Annotated in this window: 22 protein-coding genes; 6 read left to right on the top strand and 16 right to left on the bottom strand. The window is 64.1% G+C overall.

The window, feature by feature from the left end:
• Window positions 1-269 precede the first annotated feature (269 nt).
• Window positions 270-548 (top strand): hypothetical protein, encoded by a 279-nt coding sequence (locus PI93_RS01140; RefSeq protein ID WP_144400316.1) that lies wholly within the window; start codon window positions 270-272, stop codon window positions 546-548.
• 40 nt (window positions 549-588) lie between these two features.
• On the opposite strand, the gene PI93_RS01135 is transcribed toward PI93_RS01140, so the two are convergent.
• Window positions 589-1,089 carry a copper chaperone PCu(A)C gene (locus tag PI93_RS01135; RefSeq protein ID WP_039370366.1) on the bottom strand — a complete coding sequence of 167 codons (501 nt, stop codon included), beginning with the start codon at window positions 1,087-1,089 and terminating at the stop codon, window positions 589-591.
• 241 nt (window positions 1,090-1,330) lie between these two features.
• Here PI93_RS01135 and PI93_RS01130 point away from each other — a divergent pair, with 241 nt between their 5' ends.
• Together PI93_RS01130 and PI93_RS01125 are read left to right on the top strand one after the other, a co-directional pair.
• Entirely contained in the window at window positions 1,331-2,599 is a 1,269-nt protein-coding gene (locus PI93_RS01130) for an ATP-binding protein (protein WP_039370364.1), read from the top strand.
• Window positions 2,596-3,138, top strand: coding sequence for a response regulator transcription factor (locus PI93_RS01125; protein ID WP_039370362.1), 543 nt, complete (start codon window positions 2,596-2,598; stop codon window positions 3,136-3,138). The genes PI93_RS01130 and PI93_RS01125 overlap by 4 nt, the downstream gene beginning before the upstream one ends.
• A 102-nt stretch (window positions 3,139-3,240) precedes the next feature.
• Here the strand turns inward: PI93_RS01125 and hslU are convergent, their stop codons facing one another.
• From hslU to PI93_RS01090, 7 genes are all read right to left on the bottom strand, one after another.
• Entirely contained in the window at window positions 3,241-4,599 is a 1,359-nt protein-coding gene (gene hslU / locus PI93_RS01120) for an ATP-dependent protease ATPase subunit HslU (RefSeq protein ID WP_039370361.1), read from the bottom strand.
• A 123-nt stretch (window positions 4,600-4,722) separates the two neighbouring features.
• Window positions 4,723-5,274, bottom strand: coding sequence for an ATP-dependent protease subunit HslV (hslV, locus tag PI93_RS01115; RefSeq protein WP_039370359.1), 552 nt, complete (start codon window positions 5,272-5,274; stop codon window positions 4,723-4,725).
• Between the two features lie 292 nt (window positions 5,275-5,566).
• Window positions 5,567-7,585, bottom strand: coding sequence for a TonB-dependent receptor (locus tag PI93_RS01110; RefSeq protein ID WP_052240674.1), 2,019 nt, complete (start codon window positions 7,583-7,585; stop codon window positions 5,567-5,569).
• Between the two features lie 378 nt (window positions 7,586-7,963).
• On the bottom strand, window positions 7,964-8,404 hold the full coding sequence (locus PI93_RS01105) for a hypothetical protein (protein WP_144400315.1): 441 nt from the start codon (window positions 8,402-8,404) through the stop codon (window positions 7,964-7,966).
• Window positions 8,405-8,635: 231 nt separating this feature from the next.
• The gene (dksA, locus tag PI93_RS01100) at window positions 8,636-9,055 is read right to left on the bottom strand and encodes an RNA polymerase-binding protein DksA (protein ID WP_010805609.1); all 420 of its coding nucleotides are present in this window, start codon (window positions 9,053-9,055) and stop codon (window positions 8,636-8,638) included.
• A gap of 389 nt (window positions 9,056-9,444) precedes the next feature.
• Window positions 9,445-10,521, bottom strand: a complete 1,077-nt coding sequence (locus PI93_RS01095) for a CobW family GTP-binding protein (protein ID WP_039370354.1) — start codon at window positions 10,519-10,521, stop codon at window positions 9,445-9,447.
• 91 nt (window positions 10,522-10,612) lie between these two features.
• Window positions 10,613-11,107: a Fur family transcriptional regulator gene (locus PI93_RS01090; protein ID WP_039370352.1), complete on the bottom strand. Its 495-nt coding sequence runs from the start codon at window positions 11,105-11,107 to the stop codon at window positions 10,613-10,615.
• Between the two features lie 147 nt (window positions 11,108-11,254).
• On the opposite strand from PI93_RS01090, the gene PI93_RS01085 reads away from it, so the two are divergent.
• Complete coding sequence (locus PI93_RS01085) at window positions 11,255-12,130, top strand: DMT family transporter (RefSeq protein ID WP_039370684.1); 876 nt, start codon at window positions 11,255-11,257, stop codon at window positions 12,128-12,130.
• A gap of 27 nt (window positions 12,131-12,157) precedes the next feature.
• Here the strand turns inward: PI93_RS01085 and PI93_RS01080 are convergent, their stop codons facing one another.
• The 5 genes from PI93_RS01080 to PI93_RS01060 all read right to left on the bottom strand — a co-directional run bounded on the left by PI93_RS01080 (window position 12,158) and on the right by PI93_RS01060 (window position 17,289).
• The gene (locus tag PI93_RS01080) at window positions 12,158-13,372 is read right to left on the bottom strand and encodes a class I SAM-dependent rRNA methyltransferase (RefSeq protein ID WP_039370350.1); all 1,215 of its coding nucleotides are present in this window, start codon (window positions 13,370-13,372) and stop codon (window positions 12,158-12,160) included.
• A 172-nt stretch (window positions 13,373-13,544) separates the two neighbouring features.
• Window positions 13,545-14,630: a tyrosine recombinase XerC gene (gene xerC, locus PI93_RS01075; protein ID WP_080759183.1), complete on the bottom strand. Its 1,086-nt coding sequence runs from the start codon at window positions 14,628-14,630 to the stop codon at window positions 13,545-13,547.
• Between the two features lie 47 nt (window positions 14,631-14,677).
• Window positions 14,678-15,346 carry a DUF484 family protein gene (locus tag PI93_RS01070; protein WP_039370347.1) on the bottom strand — a complete coding sequence of 223 codons (669 nt, stop codon included), beginning with the start codon at window positions 15,344-15,346 and terminating at the stop codon, window positions 14,678-14,680.
• 151 nt (window positions 15,347-15,497) lie between these two features.
• Window positions 15,498-16,349: a diaminopimelate epimerase gene (gene dapF / locus PI93_RS01065; protein WP_039370678.1), complete on the bottom strand. Its 852-nt coding sequence runs from the start codon at window positions 16,347-16,349 to the stop codon at window positions 15,498-15,500.
• 43 nt (window positions 16,350-16,392) lie between these two features.
• Entirely contained in the window at window positions 16,393-17,289 is an 897-nt protein-coding gene (locus PI93_RS01060; protein ID WP_039370344.1) for a lipid A biosynthesis lauroyl acyltransferase, read from the bottom strand.
• A gap of 186 nt (window positions 17,290-17,475) precedes the next feature.
• Here PI93_RS01060 and metK point away from each other — a divergent pair, with 186 nt between their 5' ends.
• Window positions 17,476-18,654 (top strand): methionine adenosyltransferase, encoded by a 1,179-nt coding sequence (gene metK / locus PI93_RS01055; protein ID WP_039370340.1) that lies wholly within the window; start codon window positions 17,476-17,478, stop codon window positions 18,652-18,654.
• A gap of 166 nt (window positions 18,655-18,820) precedes the next feature.
• Here the strand turns inward: metK and PI93_RS01050 are convergent, their stop codons facing one another.
• Window positions 18,821-20,185 carry a coniferyl aldehyde dehydrogenase gene (locus PI93_RS01050; protein WP_052240673.1) on the bottom strand — a complete coding sequence of 455 codons (1,365 nt, stop codon included), beginning with the start codon at window positions 20,183-20,185 and terminating at the stop codon, window positions 18,821-18,823.
• 188 nt (window positions 20,186-20,373) lie between these two features.
• Window positions 20,374-22,038, bottom strand: a complete 1,665-nt coding sequence (locus PI93_RS01045) for an isovaleryl-CoA dehydrogenase (protein ID WP_039370337.1) — start codon at window positions 22,036-22,038, stop codon at window positions 20,374-20,376.
• 291 nt (window positions 22,039-22,329) lie between these two features.
• Between PI93_RS01045 and PI93_RS01040 the strand changes: the two genes are divergently transcribed.
• Complete coding sequence (locus PI93_RS01040; protein ID WP_039370335.1) at window positions 22,330-24,006, top strand: GMC family oxidoreductase; 1,677 nt, start codon at window positions 22,330-22,332, stop codon at window positions 24,004-24,006.
• On the opposite strand, the gene PI93_RS01035 is transcribed toward PI93_RS01040, so the two are convergent.
• The gene (locus PI93_RS01035) at window positions 23,980-24,867 is read right to left on the bottom strand and encodes a prepilin peptidase (protein WP_201278419.1); all 888 of its coding nucleotides are present in this window, start codon (window positions 24,865-24,867) and stop codon (window positions 23,980-23,982) included. The genes PI93_RS01040 and PI93_RS01035 overlap by 27 nt on opposite strands.
• Window positions 24,868-24,869: the final 2 nt, after the last annotated feature.

Here is a 24,869-nt window from a genome sequence, read left to right as displayed (position 1 = left end):
GCGGCGATTCTCGCCCGCTCAGCGGCACACCATCGTGCGTGCGTATCACCCCTTTCACTTCGTTATGGACGCCCGTCAGTGGCCGATTTTTACCGCATCGCCCCTCCCCCCCGATTTCGGCGCCGCGACCGCGCGCTGATGGCCGGCCGATGACAGCCTCCGCGCTGTTGCACTCGCGCAACTCGTACCGGCGAATGTCCCGGCGAAATGCTGACGCGGTGGCGCCGCCGTCTCTCACGACGTGGTAATCGGGGGCAATGGCATCTGGAATGACTCAACCTCTGCGCATGACCGACACGAACCTCACAACACCGGCCGACGACGCCCCCATTCCCTCACACTGCCCGCAGTGCGGCGCCGTCGTGACCTGCGGCGCACTGGCGTGTGCGGATGGCGCCGGCGACGTGCAGTGCTGGTGCCTCGACTGGCCCCGTCTGCCGGCGTCGGCCCGACTCGGCGTCGGCGCCTGTCTGTGCCCCGACTGCCTGCGTGCGGCGCTCGCCACCGCCGGGGTGGCGATCGACGGGACTGCCGCCGATCCCCGCTAAACCGGGCTGGCCACGCGCACCGGATCGACGCTCGCCGGAATTACTGGCTGTGTGCGCCGTGGGCCATGCCGGCCATCCCTCCACCTGCCCCACCTGCCGGCGGTGCACCCGCCGTCAGATCGCGCACCGGTACCTGCACCTGCTGCTCGGACGTCTTGTGATCCGCCGATTCGAAGCGCAACGTCAAAGGCACGGTATCGCCCTTCTTGAGCGCCGCCTTCAGGTCGGTGAGCATGATGTGATAGCTGCCCGGCTTGAGCTGCACCGGTTGATTGGCCGGCAGCGGCAGGCCGTTGGGCAGCGCACGCATTTTCATGAGCGTGCCTTCGAGCTTCATCTCGTGGACTTCGGCATTCGCCGCCGCAGGCGTGCTCACGCCGACGAGCGTGGTCGCCTGATGCGCCTGCAACGTCATGAAAACGCCGGTCGCAGTCTGGCCAGGCACCGTGCCGCGTGCCCACGCGTCGGACACATCCACCTGTGCATAGGCCGAGGCCATGCCCAGACTCAGCGCGGCAGCCACCCAAAGCTTGTGCTTCATGCAAACTCCTTTTCGTTGTCGACGGACACGCATCCGCCCTGTATCGCATGAGACGTTGCGCGACACCCTGCCGCGCAAGACGTGGATGTTCATTGTAGTCGCGCCTCGCCGCATGCGTGTGCGGGTGTCATGATGAGGCCCATTTCCCCGCCGCTTACGCGCCATTTACCCCATGCGGCAGAGTGTCGCAGCGCCCGGAGACGCGGGATAGCCCGTGACCCGGACTTGGTACACTTGTCGTATGACTCATTTCCCCATCGAGCGAACCAACGTCGTCCAGCTTTTCTGGCTGCGCTGTCTGGCCATCGTCGGCCAACTGGCGACAATCGGTGTCGCGCAACTCTGGCTTGGCGTGCGGTTGCCGCTCGAGCCGATGCTCACCATCGTCGCGCTCGAAGTGCTGTTCAACGTGCTCACCTGGATACGGGCCCGACGCGGTCTCGAGCGCGCCAAGCGTCGGACCGATCTCGACCTGATGGGCCAGTTGCTCGTCGATCTGGCCGCGCTCACCGCGTTGCTGTTCTTCTCGGGCGGTGCGACCAATCCCTTCGTTTCGCTTTTCCTGCCGGGTCTGGCCATTGCCGCTGCGGTGCTGCCGTGGCGTAACGCCTCGCAACTGGCGCTGCTCTCGCTGGTGGCCTATGGCGCCCTGAACTTCCAGTACGTGCCGCTCGATCTGGCCGATCCGGGCAACCTGTTGCGCCTGCATCTGGCCGGCATGTGGGTCAACTTCGTGGTCAGCGTGCTGGTGATTGCGTGGTTCGTCTCGCGGATGTCCCGTGCCCTGCGCGCCCGCGATGCTCAACTCGCCCGCGCGGAACAACGCCTGTTGCGCGACGAACGCATGGCCGCGCTTGGCGCGCAGGCGGCGAGCGTGGCGCACGAACTCGGCACACCGCTCTCGACGATGGCCGTCGTCGTTGGCGAGCTTCGCAGCGAGAGCCGGGGCAACACCGCACTCAAACCGTTCGAGCCGGATCTTCAGACGCTCGAGCAGCAAATCGCGTTGTGCAAAAGCGCCATCGGCCACGTGCAAACGCGCGCCGCAGCGCCGGTGCGCCAGGCGGTCGCCGAGTGGCTGCCTGCGTTCACCACGCAATGGCGTTTGCGCCACCCGCAAGTGCAGTTCCAGTTACGCGTGCCGCCACAGATGACGGCGCGCATCGAAGATACGGTGCAGGTCGGTCAGATTCTGACCATCCTGCTCGATAACGCGGCGTACTTCAGCCCGTCGTCGGTGACGCTCGACGTGAGCGTGACGCCAGACGCCGTCAGCTTTACGGTGTGCGACGAAGGTCCCGGCATGACCGCCGAGCTGCGCACCCGGCTGGGGAATTCTCCCGTCATGAGTACCCACGGTGGGCACGGCATGGGGCTGTACCTCGCCTTTGCCAGCGCGCAGCGTCTGGGCGGCGATATCGTCCTTACCCCCAACACGCCGCAAGGCACGCGCGCCGAGCTGCGCCTGCCGATGGCCACCTTCTTCTTCGGCTCGCGGAGTCAGACATGAACGCCTCGCATTTCCTTCTCATCGACGACGATGTCGTCTTCGCCGAAACGTTGGCCCGCGCATTGACGCGTCGCGGCTACGACGTGCAGATCGCCGCCGATAGCGCTGCGGCATTGCTCGCGGCGCGCACGCGTCAGTTCGATCTGATCTCGGTCGACCTGCATCTGGGTCACGACTCGGGACTGCCGCTCATCGCCCCGCTGCGCGCCCTGCAACCGAAGGCCCGCATGCTGGTGCTCACGGGTTACGCGAGCATTGCGACGGCTGTGCAGGCCGTCAAGGACGGCGCCGACAACTATCTCGCCAAGCCGGCCAACGCGGACACGATCCTCGCGTCGCTGCGCAGCGACGCGAGCGAGACGCAGGCCGACGAAGCCTTCGAGAATCCGTCGCCGCTGTCGGTCGCGCGCCTCGAGTGGGAACACATTCAACGTGTGCTGGCCGAGCACAACGGCAACATTTCGGCCACGGCCCGCGCCCTGAACATGCATCGGCGCACGTTACAGCGCAAGTTGCTGAAGCGGCCGGTGAAGCAGTAATCCGCCGCCGCCCGTCTGACGCGCTTCGCCGGGCGCGACGTCAGACGAAAAGTCAGGCAAAAAAAAGGCCCCGCAAGGGGCCTTTTTCACATCACGTCGATCTCACAGCACGTAGCGCGACAGATCTTCGTTCTGCGCCACTTCTTCAAGGAAGCGATTCACGTACTCGGCGTTGATCAACACCGATTCGCTACCTTGCTTGCCGGCGTTGTACGAAATGTCTTCGAGCAGCTTCTCGATGACGGTGTACAGACGTCGTGCCCCGATGTTTTCCGTCTTCTCGTTGACCGAGAAGGCGATTTCCGCGAGACGCTTGATACCGTCCGGCGCGAATTCGAGATTCACGTCTTCCGTGGCGAGCAACGCCTGATACTGCTTCACGAGGCTGGCGTCCGTTTGCGTGAGAATCGCTTCGAAATCCTGCACCGACAGCGATTCGAGTTCGACGCGAATCGGGAAGCGGCCTTGCAATTCCGGAATCAGATCGCTCGGCTTGGCCAGATGGAACGCACCGCTCGCGATGAACAGAATGTGATCCGTCTTGATCATGCCGAACTTCGTGCTCACGGTCGTGCCTTCGACCAGCGGCAGCAGATCGCGCTGCACGCCCTGACGCGACACGTCGCCGCCGCCCACTTCGCTGCGCGTGGCGATCTTGTCGATTTCGTCGAGGAACACGATGCCGTTCTGCTCGACGTTACGCAGGGCCAGTTGCTTGACCTCTTCGTCGTTGAGCATCTTCGACGCTTCTTCGTCGGTGAGCACCTTGAGCGCGTCCTTGATCTTGAGCTTCTGGCGCTTCTTGCGCTGATTGCCCAGATTCGCGAACATGCCCTTGATCTGCTCGGTCATCTCTTCCATTCCCGGCGGCCCCATGATCTCCATGCCCTGTGCCGGAATTTCCACTTCCAGTTCGACTTCCTTGTCGTCGAGCTGACCTTCGCGAAGACGCTTGCGGAACGTCTGACGCGTGGCGTTATCTTCCGTGTTCGGCTCCGCCTCATGCGACGCCGAACCGAAACGGATATCGCGCGACGATTCGCGTCCGCTCGGCAGCAACAGATCGAGAATGCGGTCCTCGGCGCGGTCTTCGGCCTTGGTGCGCACCTTCTTCATTTCCGCTTCGCGCGTCTGCTTGATCGCGATTTCCGCGAGGTCGCGCACGATGCTGTCCACGTCGCGGCCCACATAGCCGACTTCGGTGAACTTGGTCGCCTCGACCTTGATGAACGGTGCGTCGGCCAGCTTGGCCAGACGGCGCGCGATTTCGGTCTTGCCGACACCGGTCGGACCGATCATCAGAATATTCTTCGGCGTAATTTCCTGACGCAGGGGCTCAGCCACCTGCTGACGACGCCAGCGGTTGCGCAACGCCACCGCAACAGCCTTCTTGGCCTTCTGCTGGCCGATGATGTGTTTGTCGAGTTCGGAAACGATCTCGGAGGGGGTCATATGGGTCATGACGTTCGCCAAATTAGGGGTTCGCACAGAGGGTGACGCCCGGCCGGTCGGCTGTCGTTCAGCCGCCGGTCGGCAAAGCGCATCGCAGGAGTCCACCTGCTGCGATGCGCGCGTCGTCCATCGTCAATTCGCGGCCTTGGGCGGCAGCGATTCGATAATGTGGTTGCCGTTGGTGTAGATACACATTTCGCCAGCAATCGTCAGCGCTTTCTTGACGATCTCCGCGGGCGTCAGGTCGGTGTTCTCGACCAGCGCGCGCGCCGCAGCCTGTGCATACGATCCACCCGAACCGATGGCCGCGACGCCGCCTTCCGGATCGAGCACATCGCCGTTACCGGTGATGACCAGCGTGGTCTCGGCATCGGCAACGATCATCATCGCTTCGAGCCGGCGCAGCATACGGTCGGTACGCCAGTCCTTGGCCAGTTCGACCGCCGAGCGCGTCAGATGCCCCTGATGCTTCTGGAGCTTCGCCTCAAAACGATCGAGCAGCGAGAAGGCGTCTGCCGTGGCACCGGCGAAGCCGACCATGACCTTGCCGTCGTAAATCGTGCGCACTTTGCGTGCAGTGCCCTTCATCACGATGTTGCCGAGCGTGACCTGACCGTCGCCGCCGAGCGCGACCTGATCGCCGCGCCGAACGGAGACGATGGTGGTGCCGTGATATTGCTCCATGCCTGTTCCTTTTCGGGGGGCGACACGCGCCCCGTAACGATTGGCCCGGACGCCTGACACGTCCTCACGACTGTGACGACGCACCCGACCGGGCGAGACGTGACTGTAGTTTAGGGCAATCGAAAGAATATCAAGAGGCGTCGACGGCGATGGGCGAGTGCCGCTTTCACGCGTGAGCCGATGTCGAAAAAAGCGGCATGGATCGGGAGATTCGCGCGGCGTTGCACCGCGCGAATTGCGTGTAGCGAGGCAATTTCTCGGAAATTGCCTCGTTTTTGCGGAACGCTGCCGCTTAGAACGTGGTGCGCAGCCCCACGCGCACCGAACGCCCACCCTGCGGCGCAATGTCGCGCAGCACCGAACTGGCCAGACGCACTTCCTGATTGGTCAAGTTCTCGCCCTTCAGATAGGCGAGCCACTGCGCGCCGCCTGCCTTGAATTGGTAGGTGAGCGCCGCCCCAAGTGTGGTGTAACCGTTCGTCGTCAGATCGTTCGCTGGCACGCGGCCCTGATTGCTCGCGTGCACGGCTTCGAGACGCGCGCCCCAGTGACCCAGCCCGTAGGCAAGCGCCGCCGTCAGACGCAACGGTGCGATGCGGGGCAACGGTTCCCCCGTATCGCGGTTGCGCCCGATGGTGTAATCGCCACGCAGTTCGAGATCGAGATTGCCGTAGCCTTGCCAGATCCGCACACGGCCTTCGGCTTCGACGCCGTAGAGATCGGCAGGGACACCCGCGTACTGATAGACCGGCAGGTTCCGGTCGTCTTCCGCGATCGTCTCGCCCGTGTTGTTCAGCGCGATGAAATTCGTGAAGCGGCTGTAGAACAGCCCCACGCTGCCCTTGTTCGGACCGCTCTCATAACGCAGCGACAAATCGGTCGAAAATGCCTTCTCGAGCTTGGCCTGCGGGTTGCCGGTTTCCCAGACGCCGGTCGCCAGATGCGGGCCGTTCGCGTACAGCTCGTAGAACGTTGGCGCGCGCTCCGTGTACGAAGTGTTGAGCGCTACGGACCACGCAGGCGCCAGCGCGAAGACCGCCCCCGCCGATACGCTGCCCGGCGTGAAGTTGCGCGACGGCAGGTTGTCGAAACGCTCATTGCCGCCCGCTGTCGGCTTCACGCTCGTGTGTTCGATGCGCGCGCCGAACGAGAGCTTCACCGCCTCACTCACGGCCCACTCCTCGAGCGCGAAAAGCGCCACGTTGCTCGTGTCGCTCTTCGGCACGAAAGCTTCTTCGCCAAGCGCCGAGAAAGTGTTCTGCGCGAACTGCACTCCGAGCGCACCTTCGAGCGGCCCGATCTTCGCGTGGCGCGCTTCAATGCGGCCTTCGAAACCGTGGTTCTTGAAGGTCGTGCCTGTCTCGCCGTTCTCGATCTCCTTGTGCTCGTAGTCGGTGTAGCCGAAGTTGAATTTGAGGGCCGTGAACGGCCCGCTCAGACTGCGCACTTCGCTCGCCAACGCCAGGCGCTGCTGTCGCAGCCGGATGCGCGTGTCCGCCTCGGCCACAGTGCCGTAATCGGAGTCGTAGCCGGAGTACGACAGGCCCGTGTAGCCGTTAGCCCACGTCCACGAGGCTCCCACGGCGGCACCACTCACCTGTCCGTTACTGTTGGGCAACGTCCCCTGCGGTTGCGGCGTGTCTTCGTCGTCGCGCGCACGTTGCTGTGCCGAACGCGCAAAGCCCGGGATACGCAAGTCGGCACTCTTTCGAGCGAAGCCGTCGACGTGGAACGCGAATTGGCCGTTACCGAACTCGAGTTGGGCCGCGCCCGCACGTTCCCGGTTTGCGCCGCCGTAGCTGACATCCGTGGCACCGGAAATCCCGGTGATGGATTCGCGTGGAATGCGATTGTCGATGGTATTGATCACACCACCGACCGCGTTGCCGCCGTAGAGCAACGCCGCCGGGCCGCGCACGATTTCGACGCGCTCGATCGTCAACGGATCTTGTGCGACCGCGTGGTCGTAGGACAGCGATGAAGCGTCGAGGGCGGCGGTGCCGTTCTGCAACACGCGGATACGGTCGCCGTCGAGACCGCGAATGATCGGCCGGCTCACGTTCGGGCCATACGAGGTCGCCGAAACGCCCGGCAGTCCGTCGAGGGTCTCGCCCAGCGTGCCGGCGCGTCGCAGCGCAAGCGCTTTCCCGTCGAGTTCGGTCACCGGGACGGTCAGGTCCGCGGCAGCGCGACCGAGCGGATTGCCCGTGACGAAGGTGGTCGGCAATGCCGCCTCGGGTGACGTCGGCGCAACGCTCGCTAACGGCGTCTCGGACGGTGCGTCGGCCGCGTGTGCGGACAGGCTCGTCATGGCAAGCGCGCCGAATGTCAGCGCGACGGCCAGCGGCAAGGGCGCGACATCGGGCAACGCGCGGCGTGGGTGACGCGCGGCCGGTAGGGAAGCGGGGGCGAGAGAAGACGTCGCGCGTTGACGCGCGGCGTTCGAAGTCAGGTGTGCCATGTCGTTGTGAATTCTGTTGAGTCTGCGCAGGGAGCCTTGCTCGGAGGCTCGGGGCTCCCGGGTCCCGCAGGAATCGGCCCGAACGAACACCCGCCACGTCTGCGCCAGAGGACGCACAAACGCTCGGCAGCACACCACCATCGCAGACCGGGGTCTTGCGAAAATCAGTGCTGGATTCGGCAGGGTGTCGCGCACGAAGCGCGGAGAAACGCGTGAGAACGCGTGGGGTCAGACCGCGACCGGTGGGGCGCGAGAATCGAATGGCAGTTGTGGTGCGCTGGCGTGACTGCGGCCGGTGGTCCGCCGCGGCGCATTCGCCGTGACGGTGTCGCCGCACCATTGCTGCACAGCGACCGCCATCGCAGCCGCCAGCGTCGCCCCTTCAAACAGGTGGCAATGATGATGGCGGTTGCCAACGCCGACTTGCGACGATGCCCCGCCGCCGTCCTCGGACAGTGTGAAATCCGAATCGTCCGAATCGACTGTCGCCGACACGGACTGCGCGGCGCCGGACAGCTCGCGCGCATGCAATATTTCGTGTTGCAGGCCCCACATCTGCACGCAGACCAGCGCGACGATGAGCCACGCGATCCAGCCACTTCGCCCACGGCCAGACCGCATGCGCAAATGCGCACGCCATCGGCGGGAGACGGGGTCGATGAGAGACATGGAAAGGTCAAATTGCAACTGAGTTGCAATTCTGCCATAAACCAGGCGGTGCCGCGAGCCTTACCTTGCGTTGCGCGCAGGCGACAGTGTTGAGCTTGCGATGGGGTGGTCGACCGGTCGCGTCAAAAAAGCAACAAAAAAGGCATGTCGTGAAGACATGCCTTTAGCAAACCGAGGGGCCCGACAAAGTTGCCGCCACCGCGCGGCATCGGGCCGGAATGCGTGATGCGATCAGTCGCCGAACAGCTTTTGACGCAGTTCGCGACGTTCCTGCGCTTCGAGCGACAGGGTGGCCGTCGGGCGAGCGAGCAGACGCGGAATGCCGATCGGCTCACCGGTTTCCTCGCACCAGCCATACTCGCCGGAATCGATGCGGGCGAGCGATTGCTGCACTTTCTTCAGCAGCTTGCGTTCACGATCACGGGTACGCAGTTCAAGTGCGTGCTCTTCTTCGATCGTGGCGCGGTCAGCCGGATCCGGCACGAGAATGGTTTCCCGAAGGTTCTCGGTCGTTTGACCGGCATTGCGCAGAATGTCAGCTTGCAGAGTTTCCAGACGATCCTTGAAGAAGGCGAGTTGATCTTCATTCATGTAGTCCTTCTCGCCCATCTTCAGAATTTCGGCCTCGGTCAAAAGTCTTTTCTTGCTCATGGGTTTTTGTGGCGTCTCTTTCGGATAGTCCGGCGACGCCCCTGCAGCAGATGGGACGTCTTGCTTACCGGCGATGCCGCGGGCGGCTTCTTGGGTTACGTTCCTGCCGGACGATTTGGGCGCGGCCTTTTTGGCGGCGACCTTCTCGCCCGTCTTCGATTTGCCTGCTGGAGCACGCTTGGCACCCGCATCCGGCGCCGGGTCAGACCGGCGCGTGGGGCGTGCGGTGGCAGTCTTGCGAGAGGCGGTGGCCATGGCGGTGCTCCCCTGCCTACCCCCCGGAATGCCGCGTGAATTCGCTGGCGACAGCCCAGTGGGCAGGTATTGTAACCGAATCACCGAAAAGCCCCGGTTAAGGGGTTTCCCGTTGCTCGATTCGGCAGTCCCGCTCAGACCAGACAGCGCTCCAGCCCTTGCAGGATGATGTCTTTCGGCAGCTCGGCACCAATGAACACCATCTTGGTATTCGGTGTCTCTCCGGGTTGCCATTTCGTGCCCACGTCGCTGCCCATCATCTGGTGCACGCCCTGGAACACGACCCGGCGATCGATGCCGCGCATGTTTAATACGCCTTTATAACGCAATAAGCGTTCGCCGTACACCTGCAGGATGCTCCCGAGGAAATCCTCCAGCTTGGCCGGATCGAATTGCTTTTCGCTGCGGAAGACGAACGACTTGATGGCGTCGTCGTGATGGGCATGGTGGTGATGGTGATGCCCATGGTCGTGCCCCTCGTGGTCGCACTTGCCATGATCGTGATCGCAGTGCGAATGATCGTGGTCGTGCGCATGGTCGTGATCGTGGTCATGCGCGTCGGCGGCGAGGAAGTCCGGATCGATATCGAGCTTGTCGTTCAGATTGAAGCCGTGGATATCGAAGATCTGCTTGAGGTCGGCCTGACCGAAGTCGACCACCTGCTGCGGCGCCCGCGGGTTCATGTGGGCGAGACGATGCTTCAGGTCGTGCAGCACCTCGGGCGTGACCAGATCGGCCTTGGTGATGAACAGGCGGTCGGCAAAGCCCACCTGGCGCTGCACCACTTCGTGTTGGTCGAGCTGCTGCGGGCCATGCTTGGCGTCGACCAGCGTGATGATGGCGTCGAGCCGATAGGTATCGGCCACTTCGTCGTCGATGAAGAAGGTCTGCGCCACCGGGCCGGGGTTGGCCAGCCCGGTCGTCTCGATCACCACGCGATCGAACTGGATCTTGCCCGCATCGCGTTGGCTGTTCAAATCGGACAACGCCTGCACCAGATCGCCACGGATCGTGCAGCAGATGCAGCCATTGCTCATCTGCACGATCTGTTCGGCGTTTTCCTGCACCAGGATGTCGTTGTCGATATTTTCTTCACCGAATTCGTTTTCGATGACGGCAATCTTCATGCCGTGCGCTTCGGTCAGAATGCGCTTGAGCAGCGTGGTTTTCCCGCTGCCGAGAAAACCGGTCAGGATGGTGACGGGGGTCATGAATGCAATGTCCTGTTGTGAAGCGGCGTGCCCGTTGCCGCCTGAATGTCACTCACTCTACCCGAGGTGACGAAAAGCGGCTTGGGACGCGTCAGTTGGGGGCGCCCGCGCACTGTGCGCAAGTGCCGTGAATCAGCAGCTCGACCTGTTCGCCCACAAAACCCTTGGGCAGACGCTTGAGTTCGCGCTCACTCAATTGGGGATGCTGGGGCCAATCGTCAAGACAGAAGGTCCGATGACAGCGTACACAGCGGAAATGACCGTGTTGCGTATGCGGACGCGGCGACGCGGCACGTTGCGGATCGACGTGCTCGGCCATGACGAAGCGGAAGATACGGTCGTCGCCCGCCTGCTTGGTGGCCCAGCCCTGCGCGACCAGCCAGTCGAGCACGCGGTAAGCCGTCACGCGATCGAGCGGATCGGCATCGGTGGCCAGATCGGCCAGCACTTCCTGATGGGTCAGCGGCCGGCCGGCCTTGAGCAGCAATGCCAGCACACGCACACGCCCCGAGGTCACGCGGCCCGATTGCTCCTGCAAGCTCGTTCGGGCGGCTTCCAGATACGGTTGTAGTTGAGTAAGGCTCATGAATCGATTTAAGCACAGCGCCGTCAGCGCTGCAACCGAGTTGCAAAAGTGAAGGGTTCGTGGGCGAGCGCCGGGCGATGTTGGCGGAAAGTGACTCAAAGTGGACGGGCAATGCGTCATACAATTGACACAAAAACCGCCCTCGACATGTCGCCCACCGCTCTCGCCCTCGTTGTTACCGCCGCCTTCCTGCACGCCACCTGGAATTTCCTCGCCAAACGCATCGACACGAGCGAAGGGGGTGGCCCGCAACTCGTTTTCCTCTATGCGCTGCTTACCGTCGTGCTGTACACGCCACTGGCGCTGTTCTTCCTGATCGGCGCCGATGCCAGTTGGCCGACGGCGCTGGGTTGGGTCGTCATCGCGCTGAGCGCCTTGCTGCACTACGGCTACACGCTGGTCTTGCAGCGTGGCTACCGGGTGGGCGACTTGTCGGTCGTCTATCCGCTGGCGCGCGGCACCGGGCCGCTACTGTCGTCGCTGGGCGCCATCGTATTGCTGGGGGAACGCCCCGGCTGGCTGGCGCTCGTGGGCATCGGGCTGGTCGTCGCCGGCGTGCTGATCATCGCCGGTGGCGAGCGCCTGTTCCGGCGCGGCAGCATGCATGCGGGCGCCGGCTGGGGCGTGCTTACAGGGGGATTCATTGCGGCCTATACGCTGGCCGACGCCTACGCTATTCGCACCCTTTTGCTCGCCCCGCTCGTCTATTACTACCTGGAGAACGTGCTTCGGGTGGCGCTCTCGGCCCCGATGGCATGCTCGCGCCCTGCGCGCATGGCCATGCTCTGGCAGTCGAACTGGCGCAAGATCGTGCTGATCTCGCTGATTTCGCCCATGTCCTACTTCCTGATCCTCACGGCGCTCAAGTACGCGCCGGTCTCACACGTCGCCCCGGCACGGGAGATGTCGATGATGGTCGCCGCGCTGCTGGGTGTGCGCCTGTTGGGCGAGGGCGAGATGCACCGCCGTGTGGGCGGTGCTGTGCTGATCGCATTGGGTGTGGTCGCTTTGACGCTGGGCTAACGCCACAACATCATTGATGGCAAGCACTTACATACGCTGTAACCAAAGCCCCTTGAGGTATTCACCCTCGGGGAATTGCGTGAGCATCGGATGATCCATGCCCGCCGACAGGCGGCGCAGAATGCGCGCGTCGACACCGGCGTCGACCGCGGCACCCGCGACGATCTTCTGGAACAGATCCGCGTCGATGGCCCCCGAGCACGAGTAGGTCAGCAACTGCCCCCCCGGACGCAGCAACCGGAAGCCCGCCATATTGATGTCCTTGTACGCCCGGGCAGCACGATCCACGTGATGCGCCGACGGGGCGAACTTGGGCGGATCGAGCACGATCATGTCGAACGTGCGGCCTTCTTCACGCAGGGCACGAAGGGTCTTGAAGACGTCGGCGTCGCGCCACTCGGCACGGCTCGCGTCGAAACCGTTGAGTTCGACGTTACGCGCCCCAATCGCCAGCGCTTCGCCCGACGAGTCGATGGACAACACACTTTGCGCGCCGCCGGCCAGCGCCGCCAGCGAGAAGCCGCCGGTATAGCAGAAGCAGTTGAGCACGTCGCTGCCCTTGGCCTGCTGCTGCACGAGCAAACGGTTGTCGCGCTGGTCGATATAGAAACCCGTCTTGTGTCCGTTGCGCACGTCGACGTAATACTTCACGCCGCATTCGTAGGTTGTCAGGGATTCCGGCGCTTCGGGCGGCTCGGCGCCTGCCAGCACGCCGGTGAGGCTCGGCAGGCCTTCGCGCTCGCGCACGGCGGCGTCGGAGCGCTCGTAGACATTCGGGCAACCGGTCACGCCGGTCAGCGCCTTCACGATCGCGTCCTTCCAGGCTTCCACCCCCGCCGCCATGAACTGGCACACGAGTTGGTCGGTCACCGGCGCGCCGGGTGCGGACTGATAGCGGTCGACGATCAGGCCCGGCAGGCCGTCGGCCTCACCGAAGATCAGGCGCGTTGCCCCCGTGTCGCGCACCATCTGCTGGCGATAGGCCAGCGCCGCGGACACGCGACGCTTGAAGAAGGCATGATCGACCGGCTCGTTTTCGTCGAACGTCCACACGCGGGCACGGATGGCCGAGACCGGGCTGAATGCGGCGCGCGCGAGGAAACGCCCGTCGGCGGCGCGTACCACGACCGTTGCGCCGGAAGCCGGCTTGCCGTCCACGCGTGCCACGGCGGTGGCGTAAATCCAGGGGTGACGGCGCAGCAAGGACTTTTCTTTGCCGGGCTTGAGGGTCAAGGTATTCATGCGGGACGGGCCAACGGTTGCATACGGAATGGCGGCAAGTCGCGCAGCGCACGCGGCGGCGTCGCCTCGACGGGGGCGACGTCCGGCAAACGGACAGCATGCGGGACTTACTGGGGAAGGACGCGATTCTACACCGACTCTCTACACCGACTCGTATCGCCCGCCGCAAAGCTCAGGTCTTCTTGCGCGAGCGCGGGTGCGCCTGATCGTAGACCTTCGCGAGATGCTGGAAGTCGAGCTTCGTGTAGATCTGCGTCGTCGAAATATTGCTGTGACCAAGCATCTCCTGCACGGCGCGCAGGTCGCCGGACGATTGCAGGACGTGCGTGGCGAACGAGTGACGCAGCATGTGCGGATGAACGTGCGTCGGCAACCCGGCCGCCAGTGCGTGACGCGCCAGCCCTTGCTGCACCGCGCGGGCGCCGATGCGCTTGCCGCGCGCCGACAGGAAGAGCGCGTGCGGCTCGGCTGTCGCCAGTGGCGAGCGCATGTCGAGCCAGAGGGAGAGTGCCTGCGCCGCCTTTTCGCCGACGGGCACGCGGCGTCGCTTGTTCCCCTTGCCGGTCACGACCACCTCGCGTTCGGGCAAATCCAGCCAACTGACGGAGCGATACCCCTCCGAGTCCACATAACGATGGTCGAGGCCTGTCAGCTCCGACAAGCGAAGGCCTGAGGAATACAAGAGTTCGAACATTGCCCGGTTGCGCACGGCCTCGGCTGACGTGCCGGCGGTATATTCGACCAGCGCCGAAGCCTGATCGGGCGATAGCGCCTTCGGCAACGGCTTGGGCTGCTTGGGCGCACGCACGCCCTCCACCGGATTGGCGGCAAGCGAAGTTCGCTGCGCGAGCCACGCGAAATATCCTCGCCAGGCAGAGAGCTTTCGGGCGATCGACCGGCCAACGAGCCCCTCGCTGTGCATCTGCATGGCGAAGCGGCGAATGTCGCCGTGCTCAAGCGATTCGAGCGCACGACCCCGCGCCAGACGCTGCAACTGACGTAGATCGCGCGTGTAGTTCTCGAGGGTCAATCCGGCGAGCTTGCGTTCGCTGGCGAGTGAAGTGAGGTAGCTGCGAATGCCCGGTTCGAGCGGCGTTTCAGGTGTTTCGGGCGCTTCGGCAGTTTTGGACGCCCCCTCGCCCGGCTCGTTTTCCGCTGCCCTTGGCTTGCGGGCACGAACCGGGGCGGCACTGCCGGCTCGGGGGCCGGCTGCGGCCCCCTGCCTGGCAGGGCGTGGCGATCGGGTCGACGTGACCATGAGGGGCAGGAAGGGAAGTCGTCAGCGCGCCACGAACCCGGCGGGCATCAGTCGTCCGCGCGCAATTTGCCGAGCGCTGCCCCGGCCAACTCGCCGATCTGCGTCAGGAAATCGGTCGCCATGCCTTCGTGGAAACGGCGGGCATCTTCCGAACCCATCACGAGCAGACCGAAAATCGGCCCTTCCGGCGTTTGCGGATCGCGCAAGGCGAGCAGCGCGACAGACGCCGGGTCGCTCGACGCGCCCAGCCACGTCACGGCTTCGAAGCCGGTATTGGCACCGCAATACGGCGTGGCCAGGCTCGCTGCGAAGATTTTCACCTCTTCGCTCACGCTGCGGGCGAACTCGGCCGGTTGGTACGGCGCGGCCACATTCCACAGGCGCACGGCCGCAAAAGGCACGTTGAAGACGTCGCGCAGCCCACGGGCGATGGCCTCGGGCAGCGCATGTGGGTCGCGCTCGCCGAGCAGACCGAGGGTCCAGCGATGCAACTTGGCCGAGATGTCGTCGTTTTCGTGGCCGTAGCGCATCAGTTCGGCGAGGCGTCGCTCGATCTGCTTGGTCTTCTCGCGCTGCATCTCGATCTGGCGCTCCTGCAACGACACCGCTCGCTGGCCATGCGGGCTGGTAAGCCGCACACCGGCCAGCAATTCGGCATGGCGCTCGAAGAAGTCGGGATGCGCGATCAGGTATTCCGCTATATCTCGGTCGTTCATGAGTGTCCGTCTGCTGTTCGTCAACTGCCGCCAGCCGCCCTCGAGCACAAGGGTGGCCCGCGGCCGCCTGGGTCGCTAAATCAGAATCCGTGAGAAACCAATATCGTACTGTGCCGCTGCCGGAGCGCTGCACCGGGGCCGACGTTTTGCGTCAGACCTCGATCGTGCCTTCGAAGACCGTGGTGGCCGGCCCCGTCATGATGACCGGACCGCTTGCGCCGTCCCAGTCGATGGTGAGCGTGCCGCCATGCGTTTCGATGGCCACGGGCGCGCTGAGCAGCCCACGGCGAATCCCTGCCACGGCGGCCGCACATGCGCCGGTGCCGCAGGCGAGCGTCTCGCCGGCACCACGCTCGTACACGCGCAAACGCGCCTGATGCTTGTCCACGACCTGCAGGAAACCGGCGTTCACACGGCGCGGAAAGCGGGCATGGCGCTCGATCAGCGGGCCTTGCGTCTCCACCGGCGCGGTGTCGACGTTATCGATGACCTGCACGGCGTGCGGATTGCCCATCGAGACCACGGAAATCCACGTCGTCTCGCCCGCCACGTCGAGCGGCCAGAGCGTATCGTCACCCTCGCGGCGGCCTTCCAGGCCGCGAGTGTCGAACGGCACGTCGGACGGTGTGAGAATCGGTGCCCCCATATCCACGCTGACCTGGCCATCGTCGCGCATCGTCAGCGTAATCACGCCCTGCTGGACTTCGACACGCACCGAGCGCTTGTCGGTAAGGCCCGTGTCTCGCACGAACTTCACGAAGCAGCGCGCGCCATTGCCGCAATGCTCCACCTCGCCGCCATCGGCGTTGAAGATGCGGTAGCGGAAGTCCACGTCCGGCAAGGTCGGGCGTTCGACCAGCAAAAGCTGATCCGCACCAACGCCGAAATGGCGGTCGGCGAGCGCACGCCACTGTTCGGGCGTGAAATCGATGGTCTGCGAGATGCCGTCGATGACGACGAAGTCGTTACCGGCGCCTTGCATCTTGGTGAATTTGAGCTTCATGCCGCTATTGTAGTGGAGAAGGTCGACGCGCATCCGGTGCCGGTCAATACACGCCCGGCTCGCCGGGCGGACGTGTCTTGAAGCGCTTGTGTACCCAGTAGTACTGTTCCGGCATCTTGAGAATCTGCTCTTCGAGGAAGGCGTTCATGCGACGCGCATCGGCGTCCGGGTCGCCGCTCGGATAGTTCTCCCACACGGGGAACACCTTGAGGCGATACCCCTTGTAGTTAGGCAGCACCTCGCCGATGAACGGCAGGATCTGCGCCCGGCCGACTTCGGCGAGGCGGGAAACGGACGTCAGCGTGCAGGCATCGACCCCGAAGAACGGCACGAACGTGGAATTTCGCGCGCCATAGTCCATGTCCGCCGCCAGCATGACCGGCTTGCCTTTGCGGAACATACGCAGCACGTCGCGGGCGCTGTCGCCACGCGGGATCATTTCCGCGTCGAAACGACCGCGCTGCTCGCGCGCCATGGCGTCGAACGCCGGATTCGACATCGGCGTGTAGAGCGACGCGCAAGGCCGGTGCAGCGAGTAATTAATGAAGACCGAACCGGCCTCGATGCCCACGAAGTGGAAGCCGAGCAGAATCGTCGGCGGCATGTTCGGGTCACGCAGATCGACCGCCGAATCGAGTTCGATGAGGCGTTCGAGCTTCTTGCCGTCGGCGAACCACTGCACGCTGCGCTCCGCATAGCTGCGAATGGCGTGCACGAACGACGCCTTGGCGACGCGCTCGCGCGTCGCGTCGTCCCAATGGGGGAAACACAGGCGCAAATTGGTATGCACCACGCGCTTGCGCGAGCTAGGAAGCGCGTAAAGGACCCGCCCCAGGCCGGCGCCGAAACGCGCAACCCAGCTATAAGGCAGCAGGTTCAGCCCGCGCAACAGGCCAACGCTGAGGTAGTAGCCGATGGACTTCTTGGGAGTAGTTGCCATGTCGCCAGCAAAATTTCTTCAGGGGCGTATAATAATCGACATCGCCGAGTTAACTGACAACTTGCGGGGCGATTCGAATGAGCCACCTTACCGGCAGCGCATTCGACCAACTTTCCGCTAAAGCGTCGCCGCTTCCCCTCCGATGACGGCTACGTGAGTCGCCAAATTCGTTTAGAGGAGCCAGAAGTGGCGAACGACTATCTCTTTACCTCCGAATCGGTTTCTGAAGGTCACCCGGACAAGGTCGCTGACCAGATTTCCGACGCCGTTCTCGACGCCATCCTGACGCAAGACCGTAACGCCCGCGTTGCAGCCGAAACGCTTTGCAACACGGGGCTTGTCGTGCTCGCCGGCGAAATCACCACGACCGCCACGGTGGACTACCAGCAAGTGGCGCGCGAGACGATCCGCCGCATCGGTTACGACAACACCGACTACGGTATCGACTACAAGGGTTGCGCGGTGCTGGTCGCCTACGACCGCCAGTCGCCGGATATCGCCCAGGGCGTGGACCGTGCACATGACGACAACCTCGATCAAGGTGCCGGTGACCAGGGCCTGATGTTCGGCTACGCCTGCGATGAAACGCCGGAACTCATGCCGCTGCCGATCTACCTGTCGCACCGCCTGGTCGAGCGCCAGTCGCAAGTGCGCCGTGACGGCCGTCTGCCCTGGCTGCGCCCGGACGCCAAGTCGCAAGTCACCATCCGGTACGAAAACGGCCGTCCGCACAGCATCGACACCGTCGTGCTCTCGACGCAACACGCCCCGGACATCGCACTGGAAGCCCTGCGCGAAGCCGTGATCGAAGAAGTCATCAAGCCGGTGCTGCCGGCCGACCTGATCAAGGGCGACATCAAGTTCCTGGTGAACCCGACTGGCCGTTTCGTGATCGGTGGCCCGCAAGGCGACGCCGGCCTCACGGGCCGCAAGATCATCGTCGACACCTACGGCGGTGCCGCACCGCACGGTGGTGGTGCATTCTCGGGCAAGGACCCGTCGAAGGTCGACCGCTCGGCAGCCTACGCCGGCCGTTACGTCGCGAAGAACATCGTGGCCGCCGGTCTGGCGTCGAAGTGCGTGATTCAGGTCTCGTACGCCATTGGCGTGGCCCGTCCGACGTCGGTCATGGTCAACACCTTCGGCACCGGCAAGATCAGCGATCAGCGCATTGCCGAGTTGGTCGCGAAACATTTCGATCTGCGCCCGAAGGGCATTATCAAGATGCTCGACCTGCTGCGTCCGATCTACGAAAAGACCGCCGCCTATGGTCACTTCGGCCGCGAAGAGCCGGAATTCTCGTGGGAAGCGACCGATCGCGCCGACGCGCTACTGGCTGACGCCGGTCTGCGCGCCGTCGCCTGATCGAGCCGTACCGGCCGCACGGCAATCCCCGGCGCTCCCCGGTTTCGACCGGCGAGCGCCAAACAAAACCCCCGCCCGGGTCAAACCGGCGGGGGTTTTGCTTTGTCCTGACGCCTGACACCGACCGTCGGAAACGAAGCCAGAGGTCCGGCACAACTGAGCAACGTCAGCGCAGCAATTGCCGGAGCATCGCGGCGAACACCTTGCCATAGGGCGGATTGAGCAACCCGGCGCCGTTCCAGCGCGCCTGCCGGAAAATCGGCTTCTCCTTGGAGAATGTGCGAAAGCCCGCCTCGCCGTGATACCCGCCCATGCCCGATGCGCCCACACCTCCGAACGGCAGCGAATGCTCCGCCACATGAAGCAGCGTGTCGTTGACCGTCACCCCGCCGGAAATCGTGCCATCGACGACCTGATCGATGCGCGCGTTGTCGGTATCGAACACGTACAACGCTAGCGGACGCGGGCGTTCGTTCACATAGGCGATGGCGGCGTCCAGATCGTCATAGGGCACGACAGGCAGAAGCGGACCGAAAATCTCTTCGCGCATCACGCGCATGCCATCGTGTACGCCGGTGAGCACCACCGGCGGCAGGCGCCTGCGCGATGCCAGCGCCGGCGTATCGAACAGTGCGTGCAATGTCGCGCCCTGCGCCGCCGCCTCATCGGCCAGCCCGGACAATCGCTCGAAGTGACGTGTCGACACGATGCTCGTGTATTGCGGGTTGTTCACCGCATCCGGATAAAGGCGTGCCGCCACCTGCTTCGACGTCGCCACGAAAGCATCGAGCTTCTCACGCGGCACGAGCACATAGTCCGGCGCCACACACGTCTGCCCGGCGTTGACCAGCTTGCCGAGCATGATGCGCTCCACGGCGTGCGCCCAACGGGCGCCCGGCCCGATGATGGCGGGCGACTTGCCGCCCAACTCGAGCGTCACCGGCGTCAGGTGCTCGCTCGCTGCGCGCATCACATGATGACCGATGGACGTGGCGCCAGTGAACAGCAGATGATCGAACGGCAACGTCGAAAACGCGCGCGCCACTTGCGCGTCGCCAGTCACGACCGTCACCCATTCCGGCGCAAATGCCTCGGCCACTGCCGCTGCGAACACCTCGGCAAAGCGGGGCGTGACTTCCGACACCTTGATCATCACGCGATTGCCTGCCGCCAGCGCGTCGGTCAGCGGGCCGACGGCGAGGAACAACGGGTAATTCCAGGGCCCGATCACACCGACGACCCCCAACGGCTGCGGCACAATCGCCCGTCGCGCGGGCAGCAGCCAGAGATTGGCCCAGCCCTGCGAGCCGCGCATCCAGCGACGCGTGTGCGAGAGCGCATGCTTCAGATTGCCGTGCGACGGAAACAGCTCGAGCATGTCCGTTTCCTGCGCCGAGCGGCCGCCGAAATCCTCATCGATGGCGCGGGCGAACGGCTCGCGATACTTGTGCAGCATCGCCTGCAAAGCTTGCAGATGACGTTTGCGTGTCGGCCAATCCACATGGGGTGCGGCGTCGTGGGCATGGCGCATCGCATCGAAACGGGGCGTCAGCCATGCGCGCGCGATGTCGTCTTCCACCGTGGTAGCCAGTGCCGACGACAGCGGCACTGCCTCGTGCAGACCATTCGGTTCATGGTGATGTCCCATGCCGTCTCCTCCCTGCGCGCGACGAGTGCACACCTGTGCGTCGTCCGGCGTCATCGATATGTTGTTATGCGTTATGCGAGAAACGCCCGATCGAGCCAGGCGCGTTGAACTCCTGCCGCGAGCGTGTCCGGCATCACGCCATAGACCCGTCCCCCGGCGTTCGAGAAGCGGCTCTCGATGAAACCATGCGCCAGTTCGGCCGGTGCATGTTCAAGCAGCAACGCCGCCTGAGAGAGCAAGACGACTTGTTGGGCGATGGCGCGCGCACGAACCGCATGCGTTGCGGGATCGGCCGCCAGCCAGCCATGCAATTGCGCCAGCGCCTCACGCAATGGCGCGTGCGATCCCACGCGTTTTTCCAGCCACTGGAACCAGCTTTGCGCAACGTCGGGCTCCCGGCTCATGGCACGCAACACGTCGAGACACATCACGTTGCCCGACCCTTCCCAGATCGAATTGACGGGCGCCTCGCGATACAGACGGGCCAGCGGCCCGGTCTCCACATAACCGTTGCCGCCCCACACCTCCATGCACTCGCCCGCGAGTTCGAGCGCACGCTTGCATACCCAGAACTTCGCGGCGGGCAACACAATGCGTCGCCATGCACGCTCGACGGGCGAATCGTCGTCGGCTGCGCTCGCGTCGAACGCCTGTGCGAGGCGCATCGCCAGCCACGTCGCGGCTTCCGATTCCAGCGCGAGGTCCGCGAGCACGGTCGTCATCAGGTCCTGATCGACGAGCTTCGCCCCGAATGCGGTGCGATGTCGCGCGTGATGAATCGCCTGCACCACACCCGCGCGCATCATCGCCGCACTGCCGATCACGCAGTCGAGCCGCGTGTATGTCGCCATTTCGATGATCGTGGGAATGCCGCGCCCCGGCGCGCCGACACGCGTGCCATAGGCGCCCTGAAATTCGACTTCGCTGCTGGCGTTGGAACGGTTGCCGAGCTTGTCCTTCAGACGTTGAATCTGCACCGCGTTCTTGCGGCCGTCCGGCGTATAGCGCGGCACGAAGAAACAGGAGAGCGCATCGCTGTCGCTGTCACGCGCAAGGACGAGATGCGCATCGCATTGCGGCGCCGAGAAGAACCACTTGTGTCCTACGAGTGAGAACGCGCCGTCACCCTGCTCGGTAGCTGTGGTGGTGTTGGTCCGCACGTCGGAGCCGCCCTGCTTTTCCGTCATCCCCATGCCGATGAGAATGGCATGCTTCTGCGCGAGCGGCACGTCGCGCGGATCGTGCTGCGGTGCGAGCAACTTGTCCTTGATCGACGCGAAGAGCGCGGGCTCCTTGGCGAGCACGGGAATGCTCGCGAACGTCATGGTCGTGGGGCACAACGCACCCGCCTCGTTCTGCGCGTGCAGAAAGTACGACGCCGTGCGTGCCGCCATCACGCCGCCGCGCGGATGCGCCCAAGGCAACGACTGAAGCTGTGCACCGCGCAACAGGCCCATGAGCGCATGCCACGCCGGATGAAACTCGACGTGGTCGATGCGATTCCCTTGCGAATCGAAGGATTGCAGTTCCGGCGAGTGCCGGTTGGCCGTCTCGGCCCATTGCTGAACGTCGGATTCCCCCAATCGCGCGCCCTGACGATGCAGTTCCTTGACGTGCCAGTCGGCATTGAACGCCGCGACGGCAGCTTGCAGCGCATTGTCCGTGGCGTAAAGGTTGTAATCCGTGAGCGGCGGCACCTGATTGGTGACGTCGTGGGTTTGCCAGGCTTCAGTCATCCGTGTCTCCGTATGCCCGTCTGCCAAACATGGGACGGTCACCTCTAGTGCATCCTTTCATCATAGCGGTTAGGTCCCGGCGTTCGCACAAATTAGAGGAATGCTTCACTTCGCCCCCGGCACACACCAGGTCTGCCTACAATGAGTGCCGCTGCGAGGGGGCAAATTCGAGGGGCAAACCGCGCAGTGCGGCACAAGACATCACGCGCAAAACCATAATCAAAAGCGGCGAACAAGAAATCAAAGCAAACGCAGTTGAGACGAAGTGCCCATCCAAGGGAGGATGACAGCATGGACTATGACTACGTCATTGTCGGCGGCGGCTCTGCCGGTTGCGCGCTGGCTGCGCGATTGGCCGACGGCGCACCGGATCGCACGATCGCGCTCATCGAAGCCGGCCCGCCCGACACCAGCTTTCTTGTGCGATTACCTCTGGGCATTGCGGCGCTCGTGCCGTTCCGCTCGCGCCGCAACTATGGCTATCGCACGACACCGCAGGCAGGACTTGCGGGACGTCAAGGCTATCAGCCACGCGGCCGCGGCCTCGGCGGCTCGAGTTCGATCAACGCGATGATCTATACGCGCGGTCATCCAGACGATTACAACGACTGGGCGCAAGCCGGCTGTACCGGCTGGGGGTGGGACGACGTACTGCCGTACTTCCGCCGAAACGAAAACAACGAGCGCGGCGGCGACGCGTGGCACGGCACCGGCGGTCCGCTCAACGTCTCCGATCTGCGCACGGTCAATCCGTTCTCGCAACACTACGTCGACGCGGCGCGCGAAGCGGGATTTCCCGTCAGCGATGACTTCAACGGTCCTCAGTACGAAGGCGCGGGCATCTACCAGGTGACGCAGAAAGACGGCGAGCGATGGAATGCTGCACGCGCCTATCTGCATGGGAGATCGCGAGCCAATCTGCATGTCATCACCGACGCCGTCGTGCAACGAGTCCTCTTCGACGGCAAGCGCGCCACCGGCGTCAAACTGCAACGGCACGGCGCGCTGGAGACGATTCGCGCACGGGCAGAGGTGGTGTTGAGTGCCGGGGCGTTCAATTCGCCGCAGTTGCTGATGTGCTCGGGCATCGGCCCAGCCGAGCATCTGCGCTCGCAGGGTCTGGAGGTGCGCGTCGATGCACCGGGTGTCGGTGAAAATCTGCAGGATCACATCGACTTCATCATCAACAAGTATGTCGCGCATCCCGATCTCGTCGGCTATACGCCGGCCGGATTGTGGCATCTGCTCAGGCAAGGGCTGAATTATCTGCGCGACAAGCGCGGCCTGTTCGCCAGCAACATCGCCGAGGCGGGGGGGTTTCTCAAGAGCGATCCCGCGCTCGCGCGTCCCGACCTGCAGATGCATTTTCTCGTCGGCATTTGCGACAACCACAATCGCCGGCTGCATTGGCGGCGCGGCTTGTCGTTGCACGCATGCGTGCTGCGTCCCAAGAGCCGTGGGCGTGTGACGCTCGCCTCCACCGACATGCGCGATGCACCGCACATCGACCCGGCATTTCTGCAAGCGCAGGAGGATGTCGACACCTTGCTGCGCGGGGCGCGCGTCATCCGGCGAATTCTCGCGGCGCCGTCGCTCGCGCAATTTGGCGGACGCGAATTGCACAGCCGCGGTATCGAGTCGGACGAGGCGCTCACCGCGCTGATCCGAGCCCGCGCGGACACTATCTATCACCCGGTCGGTACCTGCCGCATGGGCAGCGACGCGGCGTCGGTCGTCGATACGGAATTGAGGGTGCGAGGCGTGGAAGGACTGCGCGTGGTCGATGCATCGATCATGCCGACGCTCATCGGTGGCAACACCAACGCACCGTCGATGATGATCGGGGAGAAAGCCGCGGATCTGATGCTGCGATGTGCTTCGGCGCACGCACAGAACATCGGGGCGCCCGTGCGGGTAGCGCATGCAGAGGAATCGGAGACGTTAGCCGGCGCGCAGCCACAGATTTAGGAACGGCTCGCCCCACAACAGACTCGCCACCGCTCCCAGATTCAGCCACGGACCGAACGGCAGCGGCTCGCGCAATGCGCGGCCGCGCCACAGTCCCAGCACAGCGAAGGCGAGTGTCGCCGCCACCGCGCCGAACGCCAGCATCAGCGGCACGCCGATCCAGCCGAGCCACGCGCCACACGCGGCAACGAGCTTGGCATCGCCACCGCCGAGTCCGTCCGCCCCCGTCAGCAGGCGATAGGCGTAGGCGATCATCCCCATGACGCCATAACCCAGGACCGCACCGAGCACGGCGTCATCGAGGGATAACGTCAGCCCTGCCACGCTGCACAGCAAGCCGGCCCATAGCAACGGCAATGTCAGCGCGTCGGGCAGCAGTCGCGTGTCGCTATCGATCAGCGTGAGCGCCAGCAGCGTGGCACCGAAGCCGCACCATGCCAGCATCGCGAAGTATTGCATCGACGGCGCGAAGTGCCATGCCACACACGCGAACATGACCCCGACGCTCAGTTCGACGAGCGGATAACGCGGTGAAATCCCCGCGCGGCAATGCGCGCAACGGCCACGCAGAAAGAGATAGCTGAGTACCGGAAAATTATGACGCGCTGCGATGCGCGTTTCGCAGCGCGGGCAATGCGACGGCGGCCAAGCCAGATGGAAAGCGGGGGCGACAGGCGGGACTTGCCCCGCCCACTCGGCACTCTCTCGCGCCCATTGCATCTCCAGCATTCGCGGCAAGCGGTGCACGACCACGTTCAAAAAGCTTCCTACGAACAGCCCTAGCATCGCCATCGCAGCGGCAATGGCTTCGCGCGGCAGCGCTCGGAATTCATGCGAGAGAAAATCGGGGAGCGACGTCATCG

It is taken from the genome of Pandoraea fibrosis (assembly GCF_000807775.2).
GTDB classification, from domain to species: domain Bacteria; phylum Pseudomonadota; class Gammaproteobacteria; order Burkholderiales; family Burkholderiaceae; genus Pandoraea; species Pandoraea fibrosis.
Note: the sequence above shows the minus strand (reverse complement) of the source record. Positions and strands in the feature narration are given on the sequence as shown.

What these genes read in the sequence shown, in the direction of transcription:
- PI93_RS01140 (WP_144400316.1), top strand. Translation starts at nt 270, where the DNA reads ATGACTCAACCTCTGCGCATGACCGACACGAACCTCACAACACCGGCC.
- PI93_RS01135 (WP_039370366.1), bottom strand. Translation starts at nt 1,089, where the DNA reads ATGAAGCACAAGCTTTGGGTGGCTGCCGCGCTGAGTCTGGGCATGGCC.
- PI93_RS01130 (WP_039370364.1), top strand. Translation starts at nt 1,331, where the DNA reads ATGACTCATTTCCCCATCGAGCGAACCAACGTCGTCCAGCTTTTCTGG.
- PI93_RS01125 (WP_039370362.1), top strand. Translation starts at nt 2,596, where the DNA reads ATGAACGCCTCGCATTTCCTTCTCATCGACGACGATGTCGTCTTCGCC.
- hslU (WP_039370361.1), bottom strand. Translation starts at nt 4,599, where the DNA reads ATGACCCATATGACCCCCTCCGAGATCGTTTCCGAACTCGACAAACAC.
- hslV (WP_039370359.1), bottom strand. Translation starts at nt 5,274, where the DNA reads ATGGAGCAATATCACGGCACCACCATCGTCTCCGTTCGGCGCGGCGAT.
- PI93_RS01110 (WP_052240674.1), bottom strand. Translation starts at nt 7,585, where the DNA reads ATGACGAGCCTGTCCGCACACGCGGCCGACGCACCGTCCGAGACGCCG.
- PI93_RS01105 (WP_144400315.1), bottom strand. Translation starts at nt 8,404, where the DNA reads ATGTCTCTCATCGACCCCGTCTCCCGCCGATGGCGTGCGCATTTGCGC.
- dksA (WP_010805609.1), bottom strand. Translation starts at nt 9,055, where the DNA reads ATGAGCAAGAAAAGACTTTTGACCGAGGCCGAAATTCTGAAGATGGGC.
- PI93_RS01095 (WP_039370354.1), bottom strand. Translation starts at nt 10,521, where the DNA reads ATGACCCCCGTCACCATCCTGACCGGTTTTCTCGGCAGCGGGAAAACC.
- PI93_RS01090 (WP_039370352.1), bottom strand. Translation starts at nt 11,107, where the DNA reads ATGAGCCTTACTCAACTACAACCGTATCTGGAAGCCGCCCGAACGAGC.
- PI93_RS01085 (WP_039370684.1), top strand. Translation starts at nt 11,255, where the DNA reads ATGTCGCCCACCGCTCTCGCCCTCGTTGTTACCGCCGCCTTCCTGCAC.
- PI93_RS01080 (WP_039370350.1), bottom strand. Translation starts at nt 13,372, where the DNA reads ATGAATACCTTGACCCTCAAGCCCGGCAAAGAAAAGTCCTTGCTGCGC.
- xerC (WP_080759183.1), bottom strand. Translation starts at nt 14,630, where the DNA reads ATGGTCACGTCGACCCGATCGCCACGCCCTGCCAGGCAGGGGGCCGCA.
- PI93_RS01070 (WP_039370347.1), bottom strand. Translation starts at nt 15,346, where the DNA reads ATGAACGACCGAGATATAGCGGAATACCTGATCGCGCATCCCGACTTC.
- dapF (WP_039370678.1), bottom strand. Translation starts at nt 16,349, where the DNA reads ATGAAGCTCAAATTCACCAAGATGCAAGGCGCCGGTAACGACTTCGTC.
- PI93_RS01060 (WP_039370344.1), bottom strand. Translation starts at nt 17,289, where the DNA reads ATGGCAACTACTCCCAAGAAGTCCATCGGCTACTACCTCAGCGTTGGC.
- PI93_RS01050 (WP_052240673.1), bottom strand. Translation starts at nt 20,185, where the DNA reads ATGCGCCATGCCCACGACGCCGCACCCCATGTGGATTGGCCGACACGC.
- PI93_RS01045 (WP_039370337.1), bottom strand. Translation starts at nt 22,038, where the DNA reads ATGACTGAAGCCTGGCAAACCCACGACGTCACCAATCAGGTGCCGCCG.
- PI93_RS01040 (WP_039370335.1), top strand. Translation starts at nt 22,330, where the DNA reads ATGGACTATGACTACGTCATTGTCGGCGGCGGCTCTGCCGGTTGCGCG.
- PI93_RS01035 (WP_201278419.1), bottom strand. Translation starts at nt 24,867, where the DNA reads ATGACGTCGCTCCCCGATTTTCTCTCGCATGAATTCCGAGCGCTGCCG.